We start from the raw sequence: 22,962 nt of genomic DNA, 5'->3' as shown, positions 1-22,962 counted from the left end.
CGATAATCATCTCCTTAGTCAATATATTGGTCTCTTTGTCCTTTATAAACCTGCCAAAGAATCTCCATTTGTTCCTTGGTGATGCGTTTTTCAGATAAGGCTGGCAATTGGTCGATGGCAAAAAATTGAAGGTCAGCAATTTCTTGATTCTCTTGAAATTGTCCATCAAGAAGCTTACATTCAAACACAAACTTTGCATATTGTTTGCTCTGTAGTTGGAAACGATTGGTGTCAAAAACTGCAAGTAACCTTTCTGTTTTTGCTGTAAAACCGGTTTCTTCTTCAATTTCTTTAAGAATATTTTCAGTTGGAGAATAGCCGACTTCACCAAATCCACCTGGCAAAGCCCAACTATCCTCTCCTTTTCCTCTAACTAAACAGACTTTTTCATCCTCAACAATCCAAGCACGGACGTCCATCAGAGGAGTCGCGTAAGCGGAAGTTGGTTTCAAGACTTCTGCCACTTCTTCTGCATCGAGGTCTGATACCTGATTCAACATTTCGCTAAACAAACTTCGCAAGTCCTCGTATCGCTCACAGTCAAAAGGATCTTTTGTAAAGGTTAATCCAGTATCCGTAATAGCTAGCATTCTTTGCAGATACTTGGTAAAATCACTTGCATTCATTTTCTAAACTTTCTACCAACTTAGCTAGATTCATAGAGTTCGAGCCTTTGAGCAGAATTTGGTCATTGGCACCGAGGCTTTCCTTGACCTGCTTGACAAGGTCTTCAAATTGATCTTCGCTCGCAGTTTTCTTAAAGTAGAATACATGACCGATTGGGAACATTTGACTGGCCAGCTGGCTTAATTCGGCAATGTCTTCTCCATAGAAAATAACCATATCAAGCACATCTGGCGATAGGCTCAGAATCATCTGGTTATGGAGTTGGATAGATTGGTCACCGAGTTCCTTCATGTCTGCTAGAACAGCAATTTTCTTGCCACCTTCATTAGCTGGAATAGCAGAGAAAGTCTCTAAAATTAGCTTCATAGCAGTTGGATTGGCATTGTAAACATCTGACAGAATATCTGCTCCGTTGGCAGCTTTCTTCCACTCGGTACGGTTACGAGTCAATTCAAGATTTTGGAAAGCCTGACGAATCTTCTCCTCTGAAACTCCTTCTTGTAGAGCCACATAAGCAGCAATCATAGCATTGGTGGCATTGTACTTGCCAGTTACTGGCAAATCGAGGGTTTGTCCCAAGAAATTCGCCTTAAAGGTCAGACTATCCTTACGCTCAACCAAGTCTGTTATTTCTAGTTCTGCTCCTTGACCAAAACGAATCACCTTTTTATCAGTAGGCAAGTAGGCCTCTACAATAGGGTCAGTCGGAGCTAAAAGCAAGGAACCTGAAGTCATACCGTCTGCAATTTGCATTTTTCCTTTAGCAATCTCTGAACGGTCTTTGAAAAAGGCCAAATGGGCTTCTCCAACCAAGGTCACGATGGCTGTTTTTGGATGAGCCAATTCAGACAAGAGATGGATATCTCCCAAGTGATCCTGCCCCATCTCCAAGACCAACTTTTCTGTCCCCTCAGACATGTGAAGAACCGTGTAAGGAAGGCCAATCTCATTATTGTAATTGCCTTGAGTTTTGTATGTCTTGTAGGTCGTTGACAGTAAATGCGCCAACATATCCTTGGTCGTTGTCTTGCCATTTGAACCTGTAACAGCAAAGACATCAACACCCGTTTTTTCAAGATAGTAGGCAGCTAGGGTTTGAAAGGCAGTCAAAACATCAGCTACTAGAATGTAGGGATGACCTTCTACTTCCTTCTCAGAGAGGGTTACTGCTGCACCATTTTCAAAAGCTGTTTCGATAAAGTCATGACCATCACGCGCACCTTTGAGTGGCACAAACAAATCACCTGGCCCAATCAAACGACTGTCAAACTCAGCTTTTTCTAACTGAACGTCCGCAAAAAGACTAACATCATTTTTAGCTCCAACAGCTTGGGCTACTTCGTGGATTGTTAATTTCATTTCTACTCCTTTAAAAAGGGTTGAAGTCCGAGAACTTCATTCACCTGGCAGGTGACGGTTCTGGCTTCTACCCTCTCTTTCATTTTTATAGCAAATGCGCTTCGCGCTTGTCAAAACTTTCCTTGGCAAGGTCAACCAAACGCTCGATTAGTTCTGGGTAGCTGATTCCCATATTGTCCCAAAGTAGTGGATACATAGACCACTGGGTGAAACCTGGCATGGTATTGAGCTCGTTTAGGAAAATCTCGCCCTTATCTGTATAGAAGAAATCACAACGAGACAGACCGAGACCACCAATCGCACGGAAGGCTGTTTCTGCATTTTGACGCATGACAGCTACCACATCATCACTGATTCTAGCTGGGATATCCATGGTAATCTTGTTATCGATATACTTGGCATCATAGTCATAAAAGGCAACATCCTTGACCACTTCACCAGGAAGCGTGCTCTTCACATCGTAGTTGCCCAAAAGACCGACCTCGATTTCACGAGCATTCACCCCTTGCTCTACCAAGACACGGCTGTCATATTGGAAGGCAAGTTCTAGAGCTTGACGGAGTTCCTCTTGGTTTTCAGACTTAGAAATACCGACACTTGAACCCATGTTTGACGGCTTCGTGAAGACTGGATAAGTCAATTTTTCTTCAACTTCAGCGATTTTAGCAGTCACATCATCTCCTTCGACTATGGCCACATAAGGAACTTGGGCAATCCCGACAGATTCTAGAACACGCTTGGTCGTAATTTTATCCATGGCAAGGCTGGATGACAAGATATTGCAACCGACATAAGGCATTTTCAAAACTTCAAGAAATCCTTGGACAGAGCCATCTTCACCCATCGGACCATGAAGAACTGGAAAGACTACAGCACCTTCTTCATAGATAGCACTTGGCGCAATTTTCTTGTCCCAGTCAATGGTCTCATTAGTCATGAGACGATCCTCTTGACCTGGAGTCTGGCTAAATTCTTGCGTTTTGATAAAGTCACCTGACTGACTAATAAAGAAAGTCTTGACTGTGAAACGATCGTAGTTGACCGCACGCATGACACTCTCAGCTGATAGTACAGAGACTTCACGTTCCGCACTACGTCCACCGTATAAAAGAATAATTGTTTGTTTCATATTACTGTCCTATTTTCTAATAGAATACTCGCACCTTAGTATATCATATTTGCTTCTTTTTTGAAACTTGAACATGGTACTGGTAGTAAAGAAATATAAAAAGAGACCGATAACGACAAACTCGGTCTCCCCGTTCTTGTATAAATGAATTGAGTTCGTAAATTTGTTTACTCCTACAACTCTGTTCGATTTTCAATGGCTCGTAAGAGTGTAACTTCGTCCGCATACTCGATATCTGCTCCCACAGCTAGGCCTCGTGCTAAACGAGTAACCTTGATACCAGCTGGCTTGAGGAGACGAGAGAGGTACATAGAGGTCGCTTCCCCATCAGCCGTCGCATTGGTCGCAACGATAACCTCTGAAACCTCACTATCCATGAGACGAGTCATGAGACTCTTGAGATTGATATCGTCTGGGCTGATGCCATTCATAGGAGAAATGAGGCCATGCAAGACATGATAGAGTCCGTGGTATTCTTGGATATTTTCCATTGCAGCCACATCGCGACTATCTTCTAGCACCAAGATGGTTGTCTGGTCACGAGTTGGATCTGTACAGATAGAGCAAGGATCATCGTCAGTCAAGCGACCACAGATGGAACAATAGGTCAACTCCCGCTTAGCAGACAGGAGATTTTTGGCAAATTCATTGACATCGTCATCAGACATTCCAATGGTATAGAAGGCTAGGCGGGTAGCCGTTTTAATCCCGATACCTGGTAACTTTGAATAGCTATCAATCAGCTTGGCAATAGGTGTTGGATACAGCATAAGTTCCTTTCTAATTCATTGGATGGTGTTGGTGATAAAGATTGATAATATCGCGTGCAATCGAAGGTCCGACACCATTTGTTAGGTTGGTGTTGTGAGGGAAGACGACTGCGACCGCGATTTGGGGATTTTCGGTCGGTGCGTAGGCGACTGCGTTGGTATTATTGGCTTTTTGACCGCCATTAACATAACTTTCGGCAGTACCCGTTTTCCCGCTGATGGAAACGGCGGCGCCATTTGAAAAGGCACGACCAGTTGTTAGAGCACTCGTTCCATGCGAAACTTGATAAAATCCTTGTTGGAGGATGGAAACATCAGACTCAGAGATATTAATTTTATTCATTTCCTTAGTTTCAACAGATTGGATTAAGTTCCCTAAGCCACCTTGTTCGTTGTTTCCATAAATCCCCTCAACAATGTGGGGGGCAATCCGAACACCGTTGTTGGCAATAGTTCCAACGTACTGGGCCAATTGCATTGGGGTATAGTTATCAAACTGACCAAAGGCATTGGTAATATAATTGGCAAAATCATATTCCTTAGGAGTAAATCCTGTAGATTCATCCGGAAGATCAATACCCGTTGAAGCTCCTAGGCCATATTCCGCAAATGTCGCACGAAGTTTCCCCATAGCTGATTCCAAATTGCTAGTTTCAACAAACATATTAGGTTGATAGGTCTGACCCATAATACCCAAGGCCGTTTGAACCATGTAGGCATTAGAAGAATACTCCAAGGCTTCCACAGCTGTAATCGGAAATGAACCGTAAGCCTGAGTGTACCAAGAATTAATTGGAGCTGAACCTTGGAAGACAATCGGTTGGTCTGTCAAGGTCTGGTTCCCTGACAAGACTCCATTTTCCCAACCAGAACTGATGGTTGCGGCCTTGACGACAGATCCTGGTACAAAGACGTTGGTAACTGTCCCTAGGGAGTCTGGACTTAATTTCCCTGATTGGACATCATGCTTGACACCTGACATCGCCAGAACTGCACCAGTTTTGGGATTGAGGGCCACAGCGTAGACCCCTTCAGAATATTTAGCGCCACCATTACTCAACTCGGAGTTAAAGTAGCTCTTAAGCAGGTCATCCACTCCATTTTGGAAAGCTAAGTCAATCGTTAGTTTGATATTGTTTCCCTTGCTTCCTTCCTCGACATTTTCCACACTTTCCATATTTCCGTGTTTGTCGAGATGCACTTCTTTGACAGAGCGTTTGCCTTGGAGGACATCTTCATATTGCTTTTCAAGATAAGAAGTTCCCACTCGGTCATTGAGAGAGTAGCCTTTCTTGAGATAAGCGTCAACTTCCTCAGCTGGAAGACCTGACTTTTCACTTGAAACGCTACCGACGATAGACGATAGAGAAGTGTCCAGTACTTTTCGGTCCCATGAGGTTGAAATGCTAATGCCCGGTAATTCCTTGGATGCAGAAGCCACAAGAGCAACCTGAGTATCATCCAAGGCATCTGTTGAAATGGTGCCCGTCGCAAAATTTTCAACTGCATTGAGCTGACTAAAGAGATAGATTTCCTTTTTCTGGTCATCTGTATAATTGAGTTGACTCACGTCTATGCTTTCAACCGCATTATTGTAGAGCGTCGCTTCCGATAAACGGTTCCCATCTGAATCCAGACGTTTATCGCTTGGCAAGGATTCGACTGTTTTTTTGTAAACGTCCTGGTCCGCCAAGTAATAGTCTGCAATCTGTCGATCTGTCAGATCAGGGGAGGTTACATTTACATAAGTCAGCAGTTTTTTAGCCGTCTCCTTCAACTCTGCCGCCGTCATCTTATTGTTTCGTGTGAAAGAAACAACTTGCTTGAGTGTGTTTTCTACCAAGGGTTTCCCTGTTGCATCATAAATCTGCCCTCGAGCTGAACTGGTTGTCACCCTAGTCTGACTGGCTGATGCCAACTTTGCTTCATAGAAATCTTTATTCAGTACCTGCATGTATAACAATCGACCGATAATGGTCATAAACAGCAGGATAACTATCGCAAACAGTAAATTAAGCCGAATCGGAATCGAATGGCTATTGAATTTTCTCATACAACTAAGACTCTTTTCTAGAAAAATTCCCGATTTTCACCTTCATTTTCAGCTAAAATAATAGAGCAAACGGGTGAAGCTCGGTACTTTTCATTGTACCATATTTTACGGAGAAACTCTTGGAAAAGTCGAAGCATTTTTTGACTTTTAATCGAAAATGCCTTTTTATTTGGTTATCCTAACTTCTATGATATAATGATGTTAATAAGCTGGCAATCGTCAACTTTTAAGAGTTTGACTCATGAAAAGGAGCTCCATGAAAAAGCAGGATATCGCAACTATTATTGATCTTCATTTTGAAGAATTAACAGAGTTAGAACAGGAAATCGCTCGTTATTTCTTGCAGGTAGATACGATTGTGGATGATCTATCATCGCAACAGGTTACTCAAAAACTGCATGTTTCCCAAGCTGCCCTTACCCGTTTTGCAAAAAAATGTGGCTTTACTGGCTATCGAGAATTTGTTTTTCAATACCAACACCAGGCCAATAAACAGGATACCCATTCCCACAAACATAGTCCTTTGACCAAACGTGTGCTTCGAAGCTACAGCAACCTACGGGAACAAACACAGGATTTAATTGACGAAGAACAACTGGAACGAGTTGCCCAATTAATCGACGATGCAGAACGAGTTTACTTTTTTGGGACGGGAAGTTCTGGTCTGATTGCCCGTGAGATGAAACTGCGTTTTATGCGACTAGGTGTTGTCTGTGAAGCTTTGACCGATCAGGATGGCTTTGCATGGACGACTAGCATCATGGATGAAAACTGTTTGGTACTTGGTTTTTCCCTATCAGGCACTACCCAACCCGTCCTCGATAGTTTGTTGGATGCCATGGAAATGGGCGCCAAGACCATCCTCTTTACCAGCGCACCAAACAAAAATAGTCAGGCTTATACCGAAACGGTCCTTGTGGCAAGCCATAGTCAATCTTCTTACATCCAGCGTATTTCCGCTCAACTCCCTATGCTCATTTTAATAGATTTGATTTATGCCTACTTTTTGGAAATCAATCGCGAGAGCAAGGAAAAAATCTTTAATAGTTATTGGGAAAATAAAAAACTCAACGGCTATCGTAGACAAAAACGCGTTAGAAAATCCTAGTTTGGTTCAACCAAACTAGGATTGTTTTGCTTTAATACTCTTCGAAATTCTCTTCAAACCACGTCAGCTTCACCTTGCCGTACGTATTTTACTGACTTCGTCAGTTTTATCTGCAACCTCAAAGCTGTGCTTTGAGCAACCTACGGCTCGCTTCCTACTTTGCTCTTTGATTCTCATTGAGTAAAAAATGATAAAAGGCACCCAACATTGCGGTATTTTGGGTATGGGAAATTCTAATCGTAAAATAAAACGAGCTATTCTTCAGAAGTACGTTCTATAAGATTATAGTTTAATGCAGAGTGTAGCGATGTAGTCATTTCCATAACGTGATAATCGATGTCTTTTGTCACACGATTCATAAAAATCAATCATAGCGAGACCATTTTTAAGTTGTCCTCTGATTTGCGTTTCTAAGGTATGGCTAAATTCATATCCATATTCTGGATTGATGGTGATTTTGCCTTCCTCTTCAAGCTCTCTTGAATTAAAAGGTAGTGAAAACTTTAACAGTAATTCCTCATCGGGTTTATCCCATACAGTGTCAGCATCATACATGTATATCCAAGGATTCATAAATCCGACCATTAACAAGCCACCCTTTTTCAATACGCGAGAGGCTTCTTTATACATGTTTTCTAAATCTTCTATATATACATTTGAAACTGGATTAAAGACAATATCAAACGTTTCATTTTCAAATGGAAATGGTTTTGTCAGATTGCCTTGAACGGTAGTGATTTTTAAGTCTTCTCTTTTAGCAACCATCTCATCTCTTTGTAATTGTGATGTAGAAAAATCCATTATGGTGACATCATAATCTTTTATAGCAAAAACTGGACCCTGCTGTCCACCACCACAAGCTAACCCTAATATCTTTTTTCCCTTGGCTTTTTCAAACCATTCTGTCGGAACTTTTTTTCCAACAGTTAAGGCAACAGCAATTGGATGTTTTCTAACTTCTTCTAATTCTTCATGTGTCAATGGCTCAGTGTAGTCATTTTTTACATTATTCCATCGATCTTCATTTAATTTTATATAATTGTTCATCTTATAATCTCCTCGTAATTTTATATTATTTCAATTTAAGTTGAATAGGTTGCCATTACATTTTTCTCACCTCTACAAATTCTAATTTGTCAATTTTCGCCTATCTTATTATATCATTTTTCCACATTTTCTCATTTACTCAAGCTAAATATCAATTCAATTGATGACAGAATTGCTCTCGCCTTGTAGTTCATCATCTCGGCTTAACTTCTCATGCAAGGCGGTTATTTTCTCCTAGTTTCTCACAATTACCTCCTTTCGCTCAAATTTTTCAATAAAAAAGAATTAAGGAAAACATTTTTCACTCAAATAGAGATTAAAAGTTCTTCTTAATTCTATAGTTCCAAACTAGGATTGTTTTGTTTTGAAATGGTAATATGCACCGAGCATCCCTGCTGTATTTTGGTGATGGGCAAATTCCAATCGTGTTTTTTCAGCTAGACTTGGTACCAAGGCCGCCTTCAAGGCTGTGCGGATCTTTGGTTTGAGGATAGCCTCTTGCCCCATGATACCACCACCTAGAATGACCACCTCTGGATTGGCAACGTAGCAAATATTTGCCAGACCTTTTCCTAGATAGTCTACCATTCGGTCAATGCCAGCCATACAGATCTTGTTTCCTTCAGTAGCTTCCTTAAAGATGCGTCGGCCATTCCACTGGTCAACTGAATCTCCATGAGCTGCTGCCACATATTCTACCAAGGCTGTCGTAGAAGCTAAGTCTTGGAAAGCTCCATCCTGCATGTGCATATAACCGACTTCACAGGCTGAATTGCTAAAACCATGGAAGACTTTCCCATCCATAATCAAGCAACCACCGATACCTGTTCCAATGGTCAAGCAAAGTGTCACACTCGCTCCCTTTCCTGAACCAGATACTGCCTCAGCAAGACCTGCACAGTTGACATCATTTTCAATTTCGCAAGGAATCGAAAAGTTCGTCTCGATTTCCTTCTTGAACTGGGTTCCTGCGTAGTTAGGAATTTGTGGGCCGGCATAGAAAATCTCACCCTTATCAGGATCCACCATTCCCGCTGAAGAAATGGCAACACCTGCTACTGGGCCTTTTTCTAAATAGCTGGCTACGATATCTTTGGTCTTTTGCAAGATATGAGGGCCGCCCTTATGCGCCTCTGTTGGCATTTCATGCGATTCAACAAGTTGGCCTTCTTGGTCAATCAAACCATATTTGATGTTGGTTCCACCAATATCAATTGCAACGTAGTGTGTCATAAATACCTCCTTATGGATTAGAGGAAGCGCTCCTTGGTTTCACGAATCAAGGCTGCAGCTGCTTCTACAACTGGGCGATCTTCTTCGGTTACTGGCGTCAATGGTGAACGAACTGAACCAATGTTAAGTCCTTCATTGATTTTCAAGACTTCTTTGATGACACCGTACATATTTCCATGTGCAGAAGTGAGTTTGCCAATGATTGCGTTGATAGCGTATTGCAATTCACGAGCTGTTTCCAAGTCTTTCTCAGCAATCAACTGATTGAGTTTCAAGAAGAGTTCTGGCATAGCACCATAAGTACCACCGATACCAGCTTTGGCACCCATGAGACGACCCCCTAGGAATTGTTCATCTGGACCATTAAAGACGATATGGTCTTCTCCACCAAGGCTGACAAAGGTTTGGATATCTTGAACTGGCATAGAAGAGTTCTTAACACCGATAACACGAGGATTCTTCAACATTTCAGTATAAAGACTTGGAGTCAAAGCAACACCTGCTAATTGAGGAATATTGTAGATCACATAGTCTGTATTTGGTGCTGCAGAACTGATATCGTTCCAGTATTTGGCAACTGAATACTCAGGCAAGCGGAAGTAAATCGGCGGAATCGTTGCAATAGCATCTACTCCCAAACTTTCCGCGTGGCGAGCAAGTTCCATACTATCCTTTGTATTGTTGCAGGCAACGTGAGCAATGATGGTCAATTTCCCTTTAGCAACTGCCATGACTTCTTCCAAAATCAACTTGCGGTCTGCCACACTTTGGTAGATACATTCACCAGAAGAACCATTGACATAGAGGCCTTGAACACCCTTATCAATAAAGTATTGAACCAAGGCACGCGTACGCTCTGGACTGACTTCTCCTTGATCATCATAACATGCGTAGAAGGCTGGAATGACACCTTCGTATTTTTTCAAATCTGACATAGATTTTCTCCTAAGATTTCTTTTTTTCTGCTGAGAGCAGTTCTATTTTTTACAAGTTTAGTATACACCTTGTGAAAATCGCTTTCAATATCTTGTATACACTTAGATTTTAGTTTCTACTTGTATTTTAGAAACTGTAACGATTGAAAGTAGTTTCAGAAACAAGCCATCCTACTGGTATTTGGCGAAAATTTTCTCCATCAATCCTGCTTGGAGAAAGACTAGCAAACCAAAACCAAAGAGGATAAAGGCCGATCCACCCAAAAGGAGAGTGAAGGCAGATAGATAGAGAACCATCACTATGAGAAAGAGAATGGCTAACATGAGGAAGAACCATGGAAAGTTAAAACTTGCCAAGATAAGCCCTTTTTGCAACACTTCTTTCCATGACAAATCATAGCGCGCAGCGATGGGATAACTAGCCAGCATCACCAGAGTGAGGAAGATGAGAATTCCCAAACAAATAGCTTTCACAAGTTGGAAAGGCAAAGTTGTCTGTCCCCAGAAGAGGTAGAGATCTAGAAAGCTTAATGACACAATGCCCAACTCTAGCAAACCTAACTGGAAACCCAGTTTCAAATTTTGCTTGAAAGCTCTCAGATAGGTTCTGAAAACAGGTACTCGCCTGCTTCTCTTAATCTCAAACACGGTTTGGTAGAGGCTGATTTTTGCCACTCCAATCGTTACGATGGGCAAACAAGAGACGACAAAAAGAAGATTGGCTGTGGCGATATCCAAGGCCTTCTCACTGAAACGCATGAGAAAGTTATCTGTATCAAATGCTGCCTTGATAAGGCTTACTCCTTTTTGTGCCATGTTTGCTCCTCCTGATTCTTTTAATCAATCAAAATTTTAAAGAGATATTTGCGAACCTTCTCTTCCATACCTGCATAGCCATTTGGCTGGTGCGGTTCTCCTGGGAAGAAAATCGCAAAATTGTGATAACCCAACAATAGTGGGTAGCGTTCATGACAATGGACAAAACCAATGTCGCTCGCTTCATCGAATGCTACCGCCTCGTCTTTGATACGTGAACCGTAGCTCGAATATTCATGCCCTTCTACCAGCAAATGCAAATCTGCATAGTTCTTATGATGCTCAAATTGATCATTTTCAGCTTGATTGAGGACATTTTCCTGCACAACTAGAAAGACCTTGTCCCCGTCAATCTCATACTTACCGAGTTCGAAAGAATCCTTACGGTGCTGATAGAGATAGTCGATAGCCTTGTCTAGATTGGGATGGATTCCCTTGTAAAAGGCGATGTTTTTCAAATCGTCAAAAATCATACTGTTTCCTTCGTTTCTGATAGTTAACTAAAATCATAGATTAAGTTTATAAGTGTCTGACAAAATCTCTAAGGCAAGAAAATACCCAACATTTTGTAGACACTTATAACTCTATATTTCCATAGCATGTCAAGACCACTTCCGCAGCCTTGATATACTAGTTTACTTTTCTTATCCCTTAACCGCTCCCATAGTAATCCCTTGAGTGAAGGATTTTTGGAAGACAAGGAAGACTGTTACGATTGGCACGGCTGCAAGAGCTGCACCCGCCATGATCAAACCGTAGTTGGTCGCCATTTCGGCCTGCATGGTCGCAACCCCGAGTGAGATGGTCAAGTTTTGACGTGAAGTCAACATAACCAACTGCATAAAGTAGTCGTTCCAAGTATTGATGAAGGTAAAGATTGCAAGGGCTGCAAATCCTGGCTTCACGATAGGGAAGGCTACGCTCCAGAAAGTACGAATCTCACCACAACCGTCGATTTTAGCTGATTCAAGCAATTCTGTAGGGATATTTTCACTGAATTGTTTCATGAGGAAGACCCCAAATGGCCATCCAATCAAAGGCAGGATAACTGCCCAAAGTGTATCGTGAATTCCCATGAAGTTGACGATACGTACTAATGGTACAAGGACAACTTGTTTTGGAAGAGCCATGGCAGCGATAAAGACTGCAAAGAGGATGCGTTGACCATAGAAACGTTTCTTAGCCAAGACATAACCTGCTAGAGAAGAGGTTGCACAAACTAGGAACATGGTTACCAATGAGATAAATACAGAGTTCCACATCCACTGCATAGCAGGGTTTTGCACCATGAGTTGTTGGAAGTTTTCCATGGTTGGCATTTTAGGAAACCACTGTGGCGGAATCATGATGGTATCAGGCTGTGATTTGAAGGCCCCTGTCAAGATCCAGTAGAATGGAAAGATGAACAGTACGGTCAACAAGAGCAAGATAATCGTTGAAATAACAGTGAAAGCTGTTAAAGGTTTCTTTTGTGTAGGTTGCATAACTGTCTCCTTTCTTTAGTATTCTACGTCGTTTCCGAGGATCTTGAATTGAGCAAAGCTGACAATGGCAATCATCACTGCCAAGAAGACACCGATGGTATTTGCATAGCCGTACTCTGTCAATTGGAAGGCTTTTTCGTAAAGGTAGTACATGAGTGTACTTGTTGAGTAGTTTGGACCACCAGATGTCAACAACTGAATCAAGGCGAAACATTGGAAAGAGTTGATGGTCGTAATAATTGCGATGTAAAGAGTTGTTGGAAGAAGGCTAGGCCATTTGATCTTCCAGAAGACTTGGAATTCAGTCGCACCGTCTACACGCGCTGCTTCAACTAGTGAGTTGTCAATATTTCCCATAGCAGCGATATAAAGGATAATCGGTTGACCAACAGATGTTGTCAAAAGGATAATCATAATCGCCATCAAAGCCCAGTTTTTATCTCCCAACCAAGAAATGTTTTGGCTGATGATATGGCTTGACTTAAGGACAAAGTTTAGAATCCCTGATAGGGGGTCATAGATCCATTTCCATACAACCGTTACGGCAACACTACCTGTAACTACAGGAAGGAAGAATACGAAACGATAGAAAGAACGGGCAATGGCATTTTGATGATAGGTTTGAGATGCTACAAAGAGCGAGAAGAGAACCACAATCGGAACAGATCCAATAACCAGGATAACGGTATTGATCAAAGACTTCATAAAGACAGGGTCTTTAAACATGCGAATGTAGTTGTCAAAGCCTACAAACTCAAATTTAGTCATGGAGTAGTTAAAGAAACTTGTAATGAATCCCATAATCATAGGAGCCAAGACAAAGATGACAAAGAAGAATAACACTGGTGCTAGGAAAGCGTAGGAAATCACTGTTTCCCGCATACGAATTTTATTGACTTTCACAGTCGGCACCTCTCTTTCAAATAGAATAGTTTTTGATTTTCTTGAACTGTTTTAAAACCAAAATGAAATTTTTTAAGATTCGCTTATGTAAGAACTTCATTTTAATTTCGTGACAGTTCCTACTATTTCAAACAAAAGTCCCCCTTTTCTTACACCATAGTGCACAGGGAAAAGGGGGGAATCAATCTGACTTAGTGCTTATTGTTTTGTAGCTTTTTTGATGGTTTCGTTAGCTTTTTCAGTGAAGGCTTTCAAAGCATCCGCTGGTTTTTCGTCACCATTTGACACAGATTGCAACATTGGGAACCAAAGTGTTCTCATTTCAGCAAATCCATCGATTGTGTTATAGTATGGTGAGTAGTATTTAGTCCAGCTGCTGATTGTTTCCATACGTTTGTCATCATAAAGTTTGCCAAATGATGTACGAACTGGGAAGGCACCTGTACGAACAACGTCTTTAGGACCCCATTCTTTGTCATCTGCGATGAATTGAACGAATTTCTTAGCTGCTGCGACTTTCTTGTCGTCTTTGTTGTTAAATACTGCAAATCCGTTTACAAGGTATTCAAGAGATGGTTTACCAGAGTCTGATGGGAATGGCACTTCTACCACGTCTACCTTACTTGCTTCCAAGAGTTTAGCTTGGATACCGTTTTGAGCTGGTGCCCAAAGGATTGTGTATGAAGTTTGACCGTTGGCAAAGTTTTGGATGTCTGCTCCACCGTCAAATTGTGAACCATTGTTCAACAAACCGTCTTTGATCCAGCTAGCAGCTTTTTCAAGACCTTTGACGAATTTAGGATCGTCAGTTGTATATTTGGTTACATCTTTATCTGTTACAGAACCGCCATAAAGGTTTGCGATGAAGGCACGTGTTCCTTGGTCTCCCCCTTGACCAGAACTGAACAATGAACCTGGTGTATACCCTTTATCTTTAAGCGCTTTCAAAACTTTTTCAAAGTCATCAGTTGTCCAACCTTCTTTTACAAGGTTTGCAACTCCAGCATCTTCCAACATTTTCTTGTTCATTGCCATGTAGAATGGAGCTGAACTGATTGGATACATGTAAGCTTTGTCTCCAGCCTTACTTGCTTGTACGATGTTTTCGTTGTTCACATCTTTGACAAATTCGTCTGTGAAGAGGTCGTTCAACTCAGCCAATTTACCGTTTTTACCGTATTGAATGATACGCCCTGGTGCGTCAAAGAGTACGTCTGGCGCTGTTCCTGCTTCGATAGCTGTTGTGATCTTTTCTGGACCTGACTTGAAGTCGATGGTTTCCAATTTCACTTTTACATCTGGATTTGCTTTTTCAAAAGCTTCGATGATTGATTTTTCATAAGTTCCAACACCATCGCCAGTTTTTTCTTGTGTGAAGACTGGGAATGCCCACCAAGTGATTTCTGTTTTTCCGCTATCGCTACCAGATTTTCCAGCATCTTTACTTCCACCAGAATTCCCACAAGCAGCAAGGCCAAGAATCGCAGCACCTGCAAGTACTGTACAAGCTAGTTTTCTAAATTTCATTTGTATTCTCCTAATTAATAAGCGTGTCCATATTGGATAGTGAGTAAGCTTCTATTTGTATACGTTTTCATTTTATCCGACGCATCGACCACTCTCCTCTTTTTTGAGATTGTGTTATTTAAGACCGGCAACAAAGCGCTCCGTAATCTCTTTTGGTCTAGTAATCGCTCCACCGACAACGATGCCTCGCACCCCATATTCAAGGATTTGTTTGGCTTGTTCTGGTGTATGAATTTTCCCTTCAGCGATGACATCCACCCCTGCTTCACAAAGTTTTTTGATCAGTTCAAAGTCTGGACCATCTACTTTTGGACTGTAAGAAGTATAACCTGATAAGGTTGTTCCAACAAAATCAATTCCTGCTTCGACTGCTGCTAGCCCTTCTTCAAAAGTACTGGTATCAGCCATTAAGAGTTGATGAGGATATTTTTCTTTGACTTGTCGGATAAAGTCCTGGATTTCCAAACCGTCGTAACGTTCACGTTTGGTACAATCCAGAGCAATGACCTCTATGTCTAGTTCAGCCAATTCATCAACTTCTTTCATAGTAGCTGTAATGAATGGCTCCTGTGGCGGATAGTCACGTTTGATAATCCCGATAATCGGGAGTTTCGTAACCTCCTTGATCTCCTTGATATCACGAACACTGTTTGCTCGGATACCGACTGCTCCACCTTGCTCAGCCGCTTTGACTAGCAAGGGGATAACCCCTCCCGCTTCTGTGTAAAGCGGTTCGTGAGGAAGTGCCTGGCAAGAGACAATGATTCCATCTTTGATTTGTTCAATCAAGGCTTCTTTGCTAATCTGTGGCATCCTCTTTCCTCCCTTTCTTGTTCTTATGGGCTTATTATATATCATTTGTTAAGCGCTTTCAATAGTTTGTAGTGGAATAGATTTCAGTTTCAAAACTATTTTATAGAACAGACTATCCTGAAAGTAGTTTCAGACATCTTAGAATTTCTTATTAGCACACCTTGAGCCGAAAGAAAAAGATAGCAGACTGAAAAACCTGCTATCTCCTTCTATTTTTACAAAGCCAAATGATTATAATTATTCTCTTACTTTTCTCTCTTTTTCCCCATTGCAAACAAGCTAAGGAAGAAAGCTGCTAATCCTAGTGAGGCAAGGAGGCCACTCTCCTTGTTCCCTGTATCAGGAAGTGTCTGCTGAGCAAGAGGGGCTTTGTAAGTATAATCTTCTGCAGCAAGAGTTACAAGCGAATCAATTTCCTTGTATTCTGCGATTTCATGCACAGCTGCCTCAGCGCCATTCACACCACCTTTGTACTCTGGTACTTCATGGACTGCGGCTTCAACAGCATTAACTCCGCCTGTGTATTCTGGCTTCTCGACTGTTGGGGCTGGCTCTTCGCCGGATGTCCCTAGTGGGCCTGTGTGCTCTGGGACTTCATGGACTGCGGCCTCAACAGCATTAACCCCGCCTGTAAATTCTGGTTTTTCAACTGTTGGTGCTGGTTCCTCACCTGCTGTACCTAATGGACCTGTATACTCTGGAATTTCATGAACAGCTGCCTCTTCACCATTTACACCGCCTGTGAATTCTGGAACTTCATGAACCGCGGCTTCACTTCCGTTCATTCCATTCGAAAGCTTAGTGCCCGCTACAGAGACTGGTAAATTATGCATACTTTCAATAGCACCTTCTGCCAGACCTGTAACTTTTTGACCCATATCCTCTGAATCTATTGTAAATAGGAGGGTTTTTGTGTCATACTGGGTCATGAAACGTGCTGTTTTACCGTTTGCCAATTGAAGGGTTGGTGCCTTGTTGACCAATACTTCCGAATCAAACTCCATAGCAAGGATGCCTGGCCATTTTTCAATCGCGTATTTCACTTTTGCTTCCTTAGGAGAAATCCAATCCTTGGCTAAGAAATCCCAGTTGAATTTCTTATAGGATAAAGTATAATCGTTTTGATTGCCATCCGCATGCTCATAAAGCAAACCATATTCGCCATTTCCGAGTTCTTGGAGTGAGTTGTAAGCAAACTTACCACTTTGTATAGGATTGTGTTTCAACCATGTCAACTCACCATTCTCCTCAACGCGAGCCAGGTGAACCAAACCATTGTTGCGTCCAGGACCACCAGCATTGCTGAGTAGAATGTATTCCTTTCCTTCATGCATGGTGTGAATAGCGGACATTTGAACATAAACGTCTTTTACTTGAGGATAACGTTTGATTTCCTTATCCCACGTTGCTCCCCCATCATGACTGGTCGCAACCTGAAGATCGCCAGTCAATCCACGCATAAAGAGCTTGAGATCCCCATTATTCAACTGAACAACAGTTGACTCCGTATTTTGGGCACCTGGATTATTCATGGTTGAAGAGTGAATGGTTTGGTTGCCTACTGGACGGTTATCATTAACTGCTTCACCTGCTTGCCATGTTTCACCATGATCATCTGAATAAATTACACGAGATGATTGAGAACCACTTAGGTAGGAAACGTTGTTTGTTGTATAAACTGGAATCACCAGTCTTCCCTTATGAGGTCCTGTACGCAAGGCAATCCCCGTACCAGGTCCAGTTCCTAGGAAGTGCATCCAATCTTTCCGAATCCCATGAGTAATATCTTTTGGTGCAGACCAAGTCTTCCCATCGTCATCACTGTAGGACATCCATAGGTAGTTGGTATTGGAAACTCTAAAAATATTCTTCTCGCTATACTCAAAATAAATATTTCCGATTAGCTCATTCCCTTTATACAAATCTCCCTTATCGCTGTAGGCTGGTTTTTTAGGGTCAACGACAACACGATAATCTGTCTTTCTATTTTGAGGGTCGAAAACCTCTCCGTTTTCTCGAATCGTATAGCGACCTGATTCTCCTTGCTTATATAAAACTTGATAAACTTTATCTCCCACTTGTTCATAAGCTTTCGGAGCTTGCCCCGGCAATGAAAATACTGTCTTACTCTCAAGGAACATGTCATAAATTGCAAAAATTCTCTTTGTTTCAGGGTCTTGTACCAAGGCCATATCAATATTGACTGGAGATGGCCAATCTGCATGTTTAGCGTGCTCATTGTCACGAGGATTTGAGATTACGATTCGGTCTCCCCATGTTTTTCCATTATCTGAGCTGCGACGAACAACCATCCCAATATCTCCCCAGTCAGAATGGTGCAAACGTCTTTCATCCGTTCCAGCAATCAGCATTCCTTTATCAGTCTTGAGAAGAGCTGGGATACGATAACTCTTGATACCATCTTTATTTGGTTGATTGTTCCTACCACCTTCAAAGACGTCTTCTTTCTCAGTGACTTTTGCTCCCTCAGGAAGTTTCTGTTCCAATTCACCTCTTTCAAATAATTGACTTCGTGTTTGAACTTCATCTGAGCTTAAAGCACGATCGTAAACAGTTAGGTTTCGTACTTGTAGGTTTGATGACCAAACAGTTTTATTGCCCCGTTTGGTTGCTCCAAGTTGAGCTTGATTAACATCTGGCATATCTTTGATAAAGTTACCAGATTTTAGACTTGTTCGGGATAAGACACCGTTCACATAGAGACGAACTCGACCATGAGGTAACTCTGCTGTCGGTTGTTCGACAGTAAAGGTCACGGAATTCCATTGTCCAGGGCGAACTTTCAAAGGAGCATCTGTATACTTATCATAGAACTGCTCCCCGTTAACGCCACGCCCTTCAATAAGAGCTGTATTATCAAGGACCGACATAGTAAAGTACTCATTTTCCTTGGTGTCACTGGATACAGAGAAGAGATTGTAAAAGCGTGGAGCTGATGCATCTGGTTTGAACTCCATGTGAACTGTAGCGTTTTGAAGTTGCTTTAGTTTATCTAGTTCACTTGATAAATCAACTCTCTGACCATTTGCTGCATTGGTTTCAACATCTTCTTTTTCAAGGACAGGATTAGCATTTTTTAAATCTCTTGAGTAATAGTCACGAGGAATAGCCCCCTGATCCTCTGATTCCTCTTCCTTATTTGCTTCTTCTGCAGGGGTTTCCGTAGAGGATGGGGTTTCTGACTCTGCACTCTCATTTTTTTTCAAATGATCTTGGTCCACCTCAACGCCGTTGTCTTGAGCTGCTGCCAATTTACCAGCCAAATCCTTATCCAAATGAGCAAGATCTCCCGAGGACGCTTCTTTTGGCAATTCTGATAAACCTTGACCAGGTTCGACAGTTTCTGTATTGGCCCCTGCTGCATTGGCTTGCTCTTGAGCTAAGACTGAATTTGCTCCAAATACAACTGTACCAATTAGTACAGAAGCTGTTCCAACTGCAAATTTTCGAATTCCGTATCGCTGTTTCCGATCTAAAGATTTGTAATTCATATTTGTCCTTTCATTTTCCACAAAATAAAGCGCTTTCTTTTTTTCTTAAAATTTTTAGTGCCTCCAACTAAACAAGTAAAAAGAAAGTAACCGACTGAATGAGACCTCCCATTCTTCAAACGTCCACTGCTCTTACTCTCTGACCAAACAGCGGAAATTTTCCTCCTTTCGCACAATGTCTTTCCCTTATTACACAATAAACTTTGAACTTTATAGCTAAATTGATATAGAATAGATTCTACTTTTAAAACTATTTTAATATTTCAAGTTTCCTGAAAGTACTTTTCGATTTTGGAAAATAAAAAGGGAGCTCAAGGCTCTCTTAAACTTATTTTTTTACATAGGAGAAAGGAATCTCACTACCACAGAGCCAGTTGTAGACTTGGTCATTAATAAAGACATTCATGGCTTCGTGGGCATACTCAGGCATGATTCGATAAGCCTTATCACAGGTCAGACGGTTGTAAATTGCAAACTGGGTAATGGGATAGCAAACATCGTCATCCAAGCCCGTAATCATCTTGACCTCACCTTTAATACGATGGGCAAGATTTTTCACATCGATATAGGCAAGAGTCGCCATGATTTCCTCCTCTGTTTCATGGAAGGGATCGTGAAACTTGAAATATCGGAAGAGTTCATCATAGGCTTCACTGGTATTGCCAATCTCAAGCACTCGTCTAAAGTCTGACAAGAAGGGATAGATGGCAACTGTTTGCTGAATGCGAGGATTGAGCGCTGCTGCAACCAACGCTAAAGCTCCTCCTTGTGAAGCACCATAGCTAGAAAGTCTTTCCTCATCTACCTGAGGCAGACTGGCAACAATTTCAACCAACTGGTAAATATCCAGATAAACATCCTTATAAAAGAGATGCTCACGACCTTCCACAGCACCACGGATGATATGCCCCTTCACAGTATTTCCAAGAGGAGAACGCAAGCCGTCTTGCGAATAGCCCGACTGGCCCCGCACATCCATGGAAACAACACCGTAACCAGCCACAGTATAGGCCAGCATGTCAGCCCAATCCCAGCCACGTCCCATATAGCCATGGAAATGGAAAATTAGGGGAACTTTTCCCTCAGTCTTTGGAAGGACGACGCGTGCATAGACCTTGCCTTCATTAGTTCCCTCAAAAGTGAGCTCAAAGCACTTGACTCGGGGAATGTGGAAATCTCTTTCCTCCAACTGGTAGGCTGGAAGAGTGGAAACTTTTTTTAATTCCTCATCCCAGAAAGCATCAAAGTCTTCTGGAACCTCATCCCGTCCTTTATAAGTCTTAATTTCTTCTAACAAAGCTGGATTTTTCATAGCATGCTCCTTTAGTTTTGTAATCGCTATCACAACTGTAGCATATCTAGGAAAGCAATGCAAGAAAGAATGCTAAATAGAAAGTGATTTTAGATTCTCTTTCCTCAAACCTATCGTCTGAAAGTAGTTTTAAAAATAAAGAGAACGTTTCCGCTCTCTGTGTATCAATAGGTGCTAGCTCCTTTCTCTAGTTTGACGGTTTGGAATTTCTTTTGGTAGGTCACTTTTATAGTCATGAGAAAGTCCTCGTTTCTTTTTGTTGACACTATTATAAGAAATAATCCTAAAAGCTAGCTTAACATTTCCTTAGAGAAAGCTTAATCCAGATGTTCTCTTTTTTCTAGATGGAGAGCAATCATCCGCCATTCTGGATCCTCTTTCCAACCTTCTATAGAACTAATGTAGCTGGCAACCTTCCTGGCTTCTTCTAAAATTGGAAAATCTTCAATGATATCCGCCACTTGAAACTCTGGAAGTCCTGACTGTCTGGTTCCAAAAATCTCACCCGAACCACGCATTTTCAAATCTTCCTCCGCAAGGACAAATCCATTGGTGGTTTCTGTCATGATGCGCATGCGGTCCTTCCCAGAGTCAGTCTTGGGATTGGCAACGAGAACAGCATAGGACTGCTTGTCTCCCCGACCGACACGACCTCTGAGCTGGTGAAGCTGGCTGAGACCGAACCGATCGGCATCCATGATAATCATGACGGTCGCATTAGGAACATTGACCCCAACCTCGATAACCGTCGTCGAAACCAGAATATCCGTTTTTCTCTCTTTAAAATCCTGCATGATCTGGTCTTTTTCGTCACTCTTCATCTTACCATGTAGCAGAGCAACCTCTGCCTTTCCTGCAAAATGAGCTGTCAACTCCTCAGATAAGGCAATGGCATTTTTCAGATCCAGAGCTTCAGATTCTTCAATCAAGGGAGAGATGACGTAGGCTTGAGAACCTTTTTGAATTTCCCCCTCTAACCAAGTCAGCACCTGAGGTAGTTGCTCATGCTTGATCCAACGTGTCACAATGGGTTTTCGACCCGCAGGCATCTGGTCGATAATGGAAACATCCATATCCCCAAAGGCTGTGATGGCCAAGGTTCGTGGAATGGGCGTCGCCGTCATCATGAGGACGTCTGGATTGTCTCCTTTTTCACGTAAAATACGCCTTTGCCCCACACCAAAACGGTGCTGCTCATCGATGATAATCAAACCAAGACGAGCATAATCCACCCCATCCTGAATCAGAGCGTGAGTTCCGATAATTAAATCAGCCTCACCCTTGGCAATTGTTTCCAAGACTTCTCTTTTTTCTGCAACTTTTAGGGAACCTGTCAAGAGGGCGAGTTTCAAATCTGGAAAGAGACTCTGCAAACTCTCAAAGTGTTGCTCTGCTAGGATTTCTGTCGGTACCATGAGAGCAGCCTGGTAGCCAGCCGTCACCGCCGCAAACATGGCCAAGCCAGCGACCACCGTTTTTCCGCTCCCCACATCCCCTTGTAGGAGACGATTCATGTGGTGGTCAGACTTCATGTCGGCCAATATTTCCCGCAAACTCTTTTCCTGAGCTTGTGTCAGGGGGAAAGGCAGATTTTCTTTGACCCTAGTCAAATCATCTTCCGACCAATTCAGAACTAGACCGCTTCCCTGAACTCTATTTTCAGACTTGAGCGTCTGTAACTGCATTTGAAAGTAAAAGAGTTCCTCAAACTTGATGCGACGAAGGGCCTGCTTGTATTCTGTCAAATCCTTAGGAAAATGCATAGCACGAACGGCCTGACAACGGGACATGAGTTTGTATTTGTCCAGCAAAGACTGGGGAAGATTTTCCTCTATCAAGAGGTCCAACCCCTGATCAAAGGCTGTCTTAATGACCTTGACCAGCCCTGACTGACTGATTCCCTGAGCCAGACGATAGACAGGCTGGAGGTCATCTTCCACCTGAGCTAGAACCTTCATCCCAGTCAGACTAGCCTTGGCACGATCCCATTTCCCAAAAACGGCAAGGGTTGCTCCCAACTCTATCTTATCAGCTAGATAGGGTTGGTTAAAGAAATTCACCGCAAAAACGACTTCTCCCTGCTTGAGGCTAAAGCGCAGACGATTGCGCTTAAAACCATAATACTGGACACTGGCAGGAGTCACGACCTGACCAGAAAGAACAGCCTTTTCGCCATCTTCCAGATCTAGGACCTGCTTGGTCTTGAAATCTTCATAACGGAAAGGAAAGTAGAGCAAGAGGTCTTGCAAGTTTTCAATTCCTAATTTGGCGTATTTCTCTGCTGACTTTGGCCCCACACCAGGCAAGACATGCAAGGGTTGATGTAGATTCATG

18 protein-coding genes and 1 pseudogene are annotated in these 22,962 nt (G+C 42.2%); 1 reads left to right on the top strand and 18 read right to left on the bottom strand.

Annotated features, from left to right (window positions below):
- Positions 1-14 precede the first annotated feature (14 nt).
- The 5 genes from EJF26_RS00660 to pbp2b form a co-directional block, all read right to left on the bottom strand.
- The gene (locus tag EJF26_RS00660) at positions 15-626 is read right to left on the bottom strand and encodes an NUDIX hydrolase N-terminal domain-containing protein (protein WP_000994200.1); all 612 of its coding nucleotides are present in this window, start codon (positions 624-626) and stop codon (positions 15-17) included.
- Positions 613-1,986, bottom strand: a complete 1,374-nt coding sequence (locus EJF26_RS00655) for a UDP-N-acetylmuramoyl-tripeptide--D-alanyl-D-alanine ligase (protein ID WP_000778731.1) — start codon at positions 1,984-1,986, stop codon at positions 613-615. The genes EJF26_RS00660 and EJF26_RS00655 overlap by 14 nt, the downstream gene beginning before the upstream one ends.
- 85 nt (positions 1,987-2,071) lie before the next feature.
- Positions 2,072-3,115, bottom strand: a complete 1,044-nt coding sequence (locus EJF26_RS00650) for a D-alanine--D-alanine ligase (RefSeq protein WP_000814680.1) — start codon at positions 3,113-3,115, stop codon at positions 2,072-2,074.
- Between the two features lie 173 nt (positions 3,116-3,288).
- A complete protein-coding gene (gene recR, locus EJF26_RS00645) occupies positions 3,289-3,885 on the bottom strand; it encodes a recombination mediator RecR (RefSeq protein ID WP_000966754.1) in 597 nt (198 codons plus the stop codon).
- A 10-nt stretch (positions 3,886-3,895) separates the two neighbouring features.
- Positions 3,896-5,938, bottom strand: coding sequence for a penicillin-binding protein PBP2B (gene pbp2b / locus EJF26_RS00640; RefSeq protein WP_001224849.1), 2,043 nt, complete (start codon positions 5,936-5,938; stop codon positions 3,896-3,898).
- A gap of 256 nt (positions 5,939-6,194) precedes the next feature.
- Between pbp2b and EJF26_RS00635 the strand changes: the two genes are divergently transcribed.
- Positions 6,195-7,046: a MurR/RpiR family transcriptional regulator gene (locus tag EJF26_RS00635; protein ID WP_000743707.1), complete on the top strand. Its 852-nt coding sequence runs from the start codon at positions 6,195-6,197 to the stop codon at positions 7,044-7,046.
- 282 nt (positions 7,047-7,328) lie between these two features.
- On the opposite strand, the gene EJF26_RS00630 is transcribed toward EJF26_RS00635, so the two are convergent.
- The 13 genes and pseudogenes from EJF26_RS00630 to recG form a co-directional block, all read right to left on the bottom strand.
- Positions 7,329-8,093 (bottom strand): class I SAM-dependent methyltransferase, encoded by a 765-nt coding sequence (locus tag EJF26_RS00630; protein WP_001067287.1) that lies wholly within the window; start codon positions 8,091-8,093, stop codon positions 7,329-7,331.
- A 159-nt stretch (positions 8,094-8,252) separates the two neighbouring features.
- A pseudogene (locus tag EJF26_RS10325) lies at positions 8,253-8,321 on the bottom strand (recombinase family protein); the annotation flags it as partial.
- Positions 8,322-8,441: 120 nt separating this feature from the next.
- Complete coding sequence (locus EJF26_RS00625) at positions 8,442-9,326, bottom strand: ROK family protein (RefSeq protein WP_000150242.1); 885 nt, start codon at positions 9,324-9,326, stop codon at positions 8,442-8,444.
- 17 nt (positions 9,327-9,343) lie between these two features.
- Entirely contained in the window at positions 9,344-10,261 is a 918-nt protein-coding gene (locus tag EJF26_RS00620) for a dihydrodipicolinate synthase family protein (RefSeq protein WP_001281473.1), read from the bottom strand.
- Between the two features lie 171 nt (positions 10,262-10,432).
- Positions 10,433-11,077: a YesL family protein gene (locus EJF26_RS00615; RefSeq protein WP_000057469.1), complete on the bottom strand. Its 645-nt coding sequence runs from the start codon at positions 11,075-11,077 to the stop codon at positions 10,433-10,435.
- A 20-nt stretch (positions 11,078-11,097) separates the two neighbouring features.
- Positions 11,098-11,550 carry a NanQ anomerase/TabA/YiaL family protein gene (locus EJF26_RS00610; protein ID WP_000575430.1) on the bottom strand — a complete coding sequence of 151 codons (453 nt, stop codon included), beginning with the start codon at positions 11,548-11,550 and terminating at the stop codon, positions 11,098-11,100.
- 171 nt (positions 11,551-11,721) lie between these two features.
- The gene (locus tag EJF26_RS00605; protein WP_001183243.1) at positions 11,722-12,561 is read right to left on the bottom strand and encodes a carbohydrate ABC transporter permease; all 840 of its coding nucleotides are present in this window, start codon (positions 12,559-12,561) and stop codon (positions 11,722-11,724) included.
- Between the two features lie 15 nt (positions 12,562-12,576).
- Positions 12,577-13,443: a carbohydrate ABC transporter permease gene (locus EJF26_RS00600; protein WP_080563331.1), complete on the bottom strand. Its 867-nt coding sequence runs from the start codon at positions 13,441-13,443 to the stop codon at positions 12,577-12,579.
- A gap of 219 nt (positions 13,444-13,662) precedes the next feature.
- Positions 13,663-14,991: an ABC transporter substrate-binding protein gene (locus EJF26_RS00595; protein WP_000672109.1), complete on the bottom strand. Its 1,329-nt coding sequence runs from the start codon at positions 14,989-14,991 to the stop codon at positions 13,663-13,665.
- Between the two features lie 114 nt (positions 14,992-15,105).
- The gene (locus EJF26_RS00590; RefSeq protein WP_001135647.1) at positions 15,106-15,804 is read right to left on the bottom strand and encodes an N-acetylmannosamine-6-phosphate 2-epimerase; all 699 of its coding nucleotides are present in this window, start codon (positions 15,802-15,804) and stop codon (positions 15,106-15,108) included.
- A gap of 245 nt (positions 15,805-16,049) precedes the next feature.
- On the bottom strand, positions 16,050-19,316 hold the full coding sequence (locus EJF26_RS00585; protein WP_001108140.1) for an SIALI-17 repeat-containing surface protein: 3,267 nt from the start codon (positions 19,314-19,316) through the stop codon (positions 16,050-16,052).
- Between the two features lie 328 nt (positions 19,317-19,644).
- Positions 19,645-20,628, bottom strand: a complete 984-nt coding sequence (locus EJF26_RS00580; protein ID WP_000795093.1) for an acetylxylan esterase — start codon at positions 20,626-20,628, stop codon at positions 19,645-19,647.
- Between the two features lie 317 nt (positions 20,629-20,945).
- Positions 20,946-22,961 carry an ATP-dependent DNA helicase RecG gene (gene recG / locus EJF26_RS00570; protein WP_001048725.1) on the bottom strand — a complete coding sequence of 672 codons (2,016 nt, stop codon included), beginning with the start codon at positions 22,959-22,961 and terminating at the stop codon, positions 20,946-20,948.
- Position 22,962 lies beyond the last annotated feature (1 nt).

Source organism: Streptococcus oralis subsp. dentisani (assembly GCF_007475365.1).
GTDB classification, from domain to species: Bacteria; Bacillota; Bacilli; order Lactobacillales; family Streptococcaceae; genus Streptococcus; species Streptococcus mitis_AX.
The sequence above is the reverse complement of the archived record's forward strand: the minus strand, read 5'-3'. Positions and strand labels throughout refer to the sequence as shown.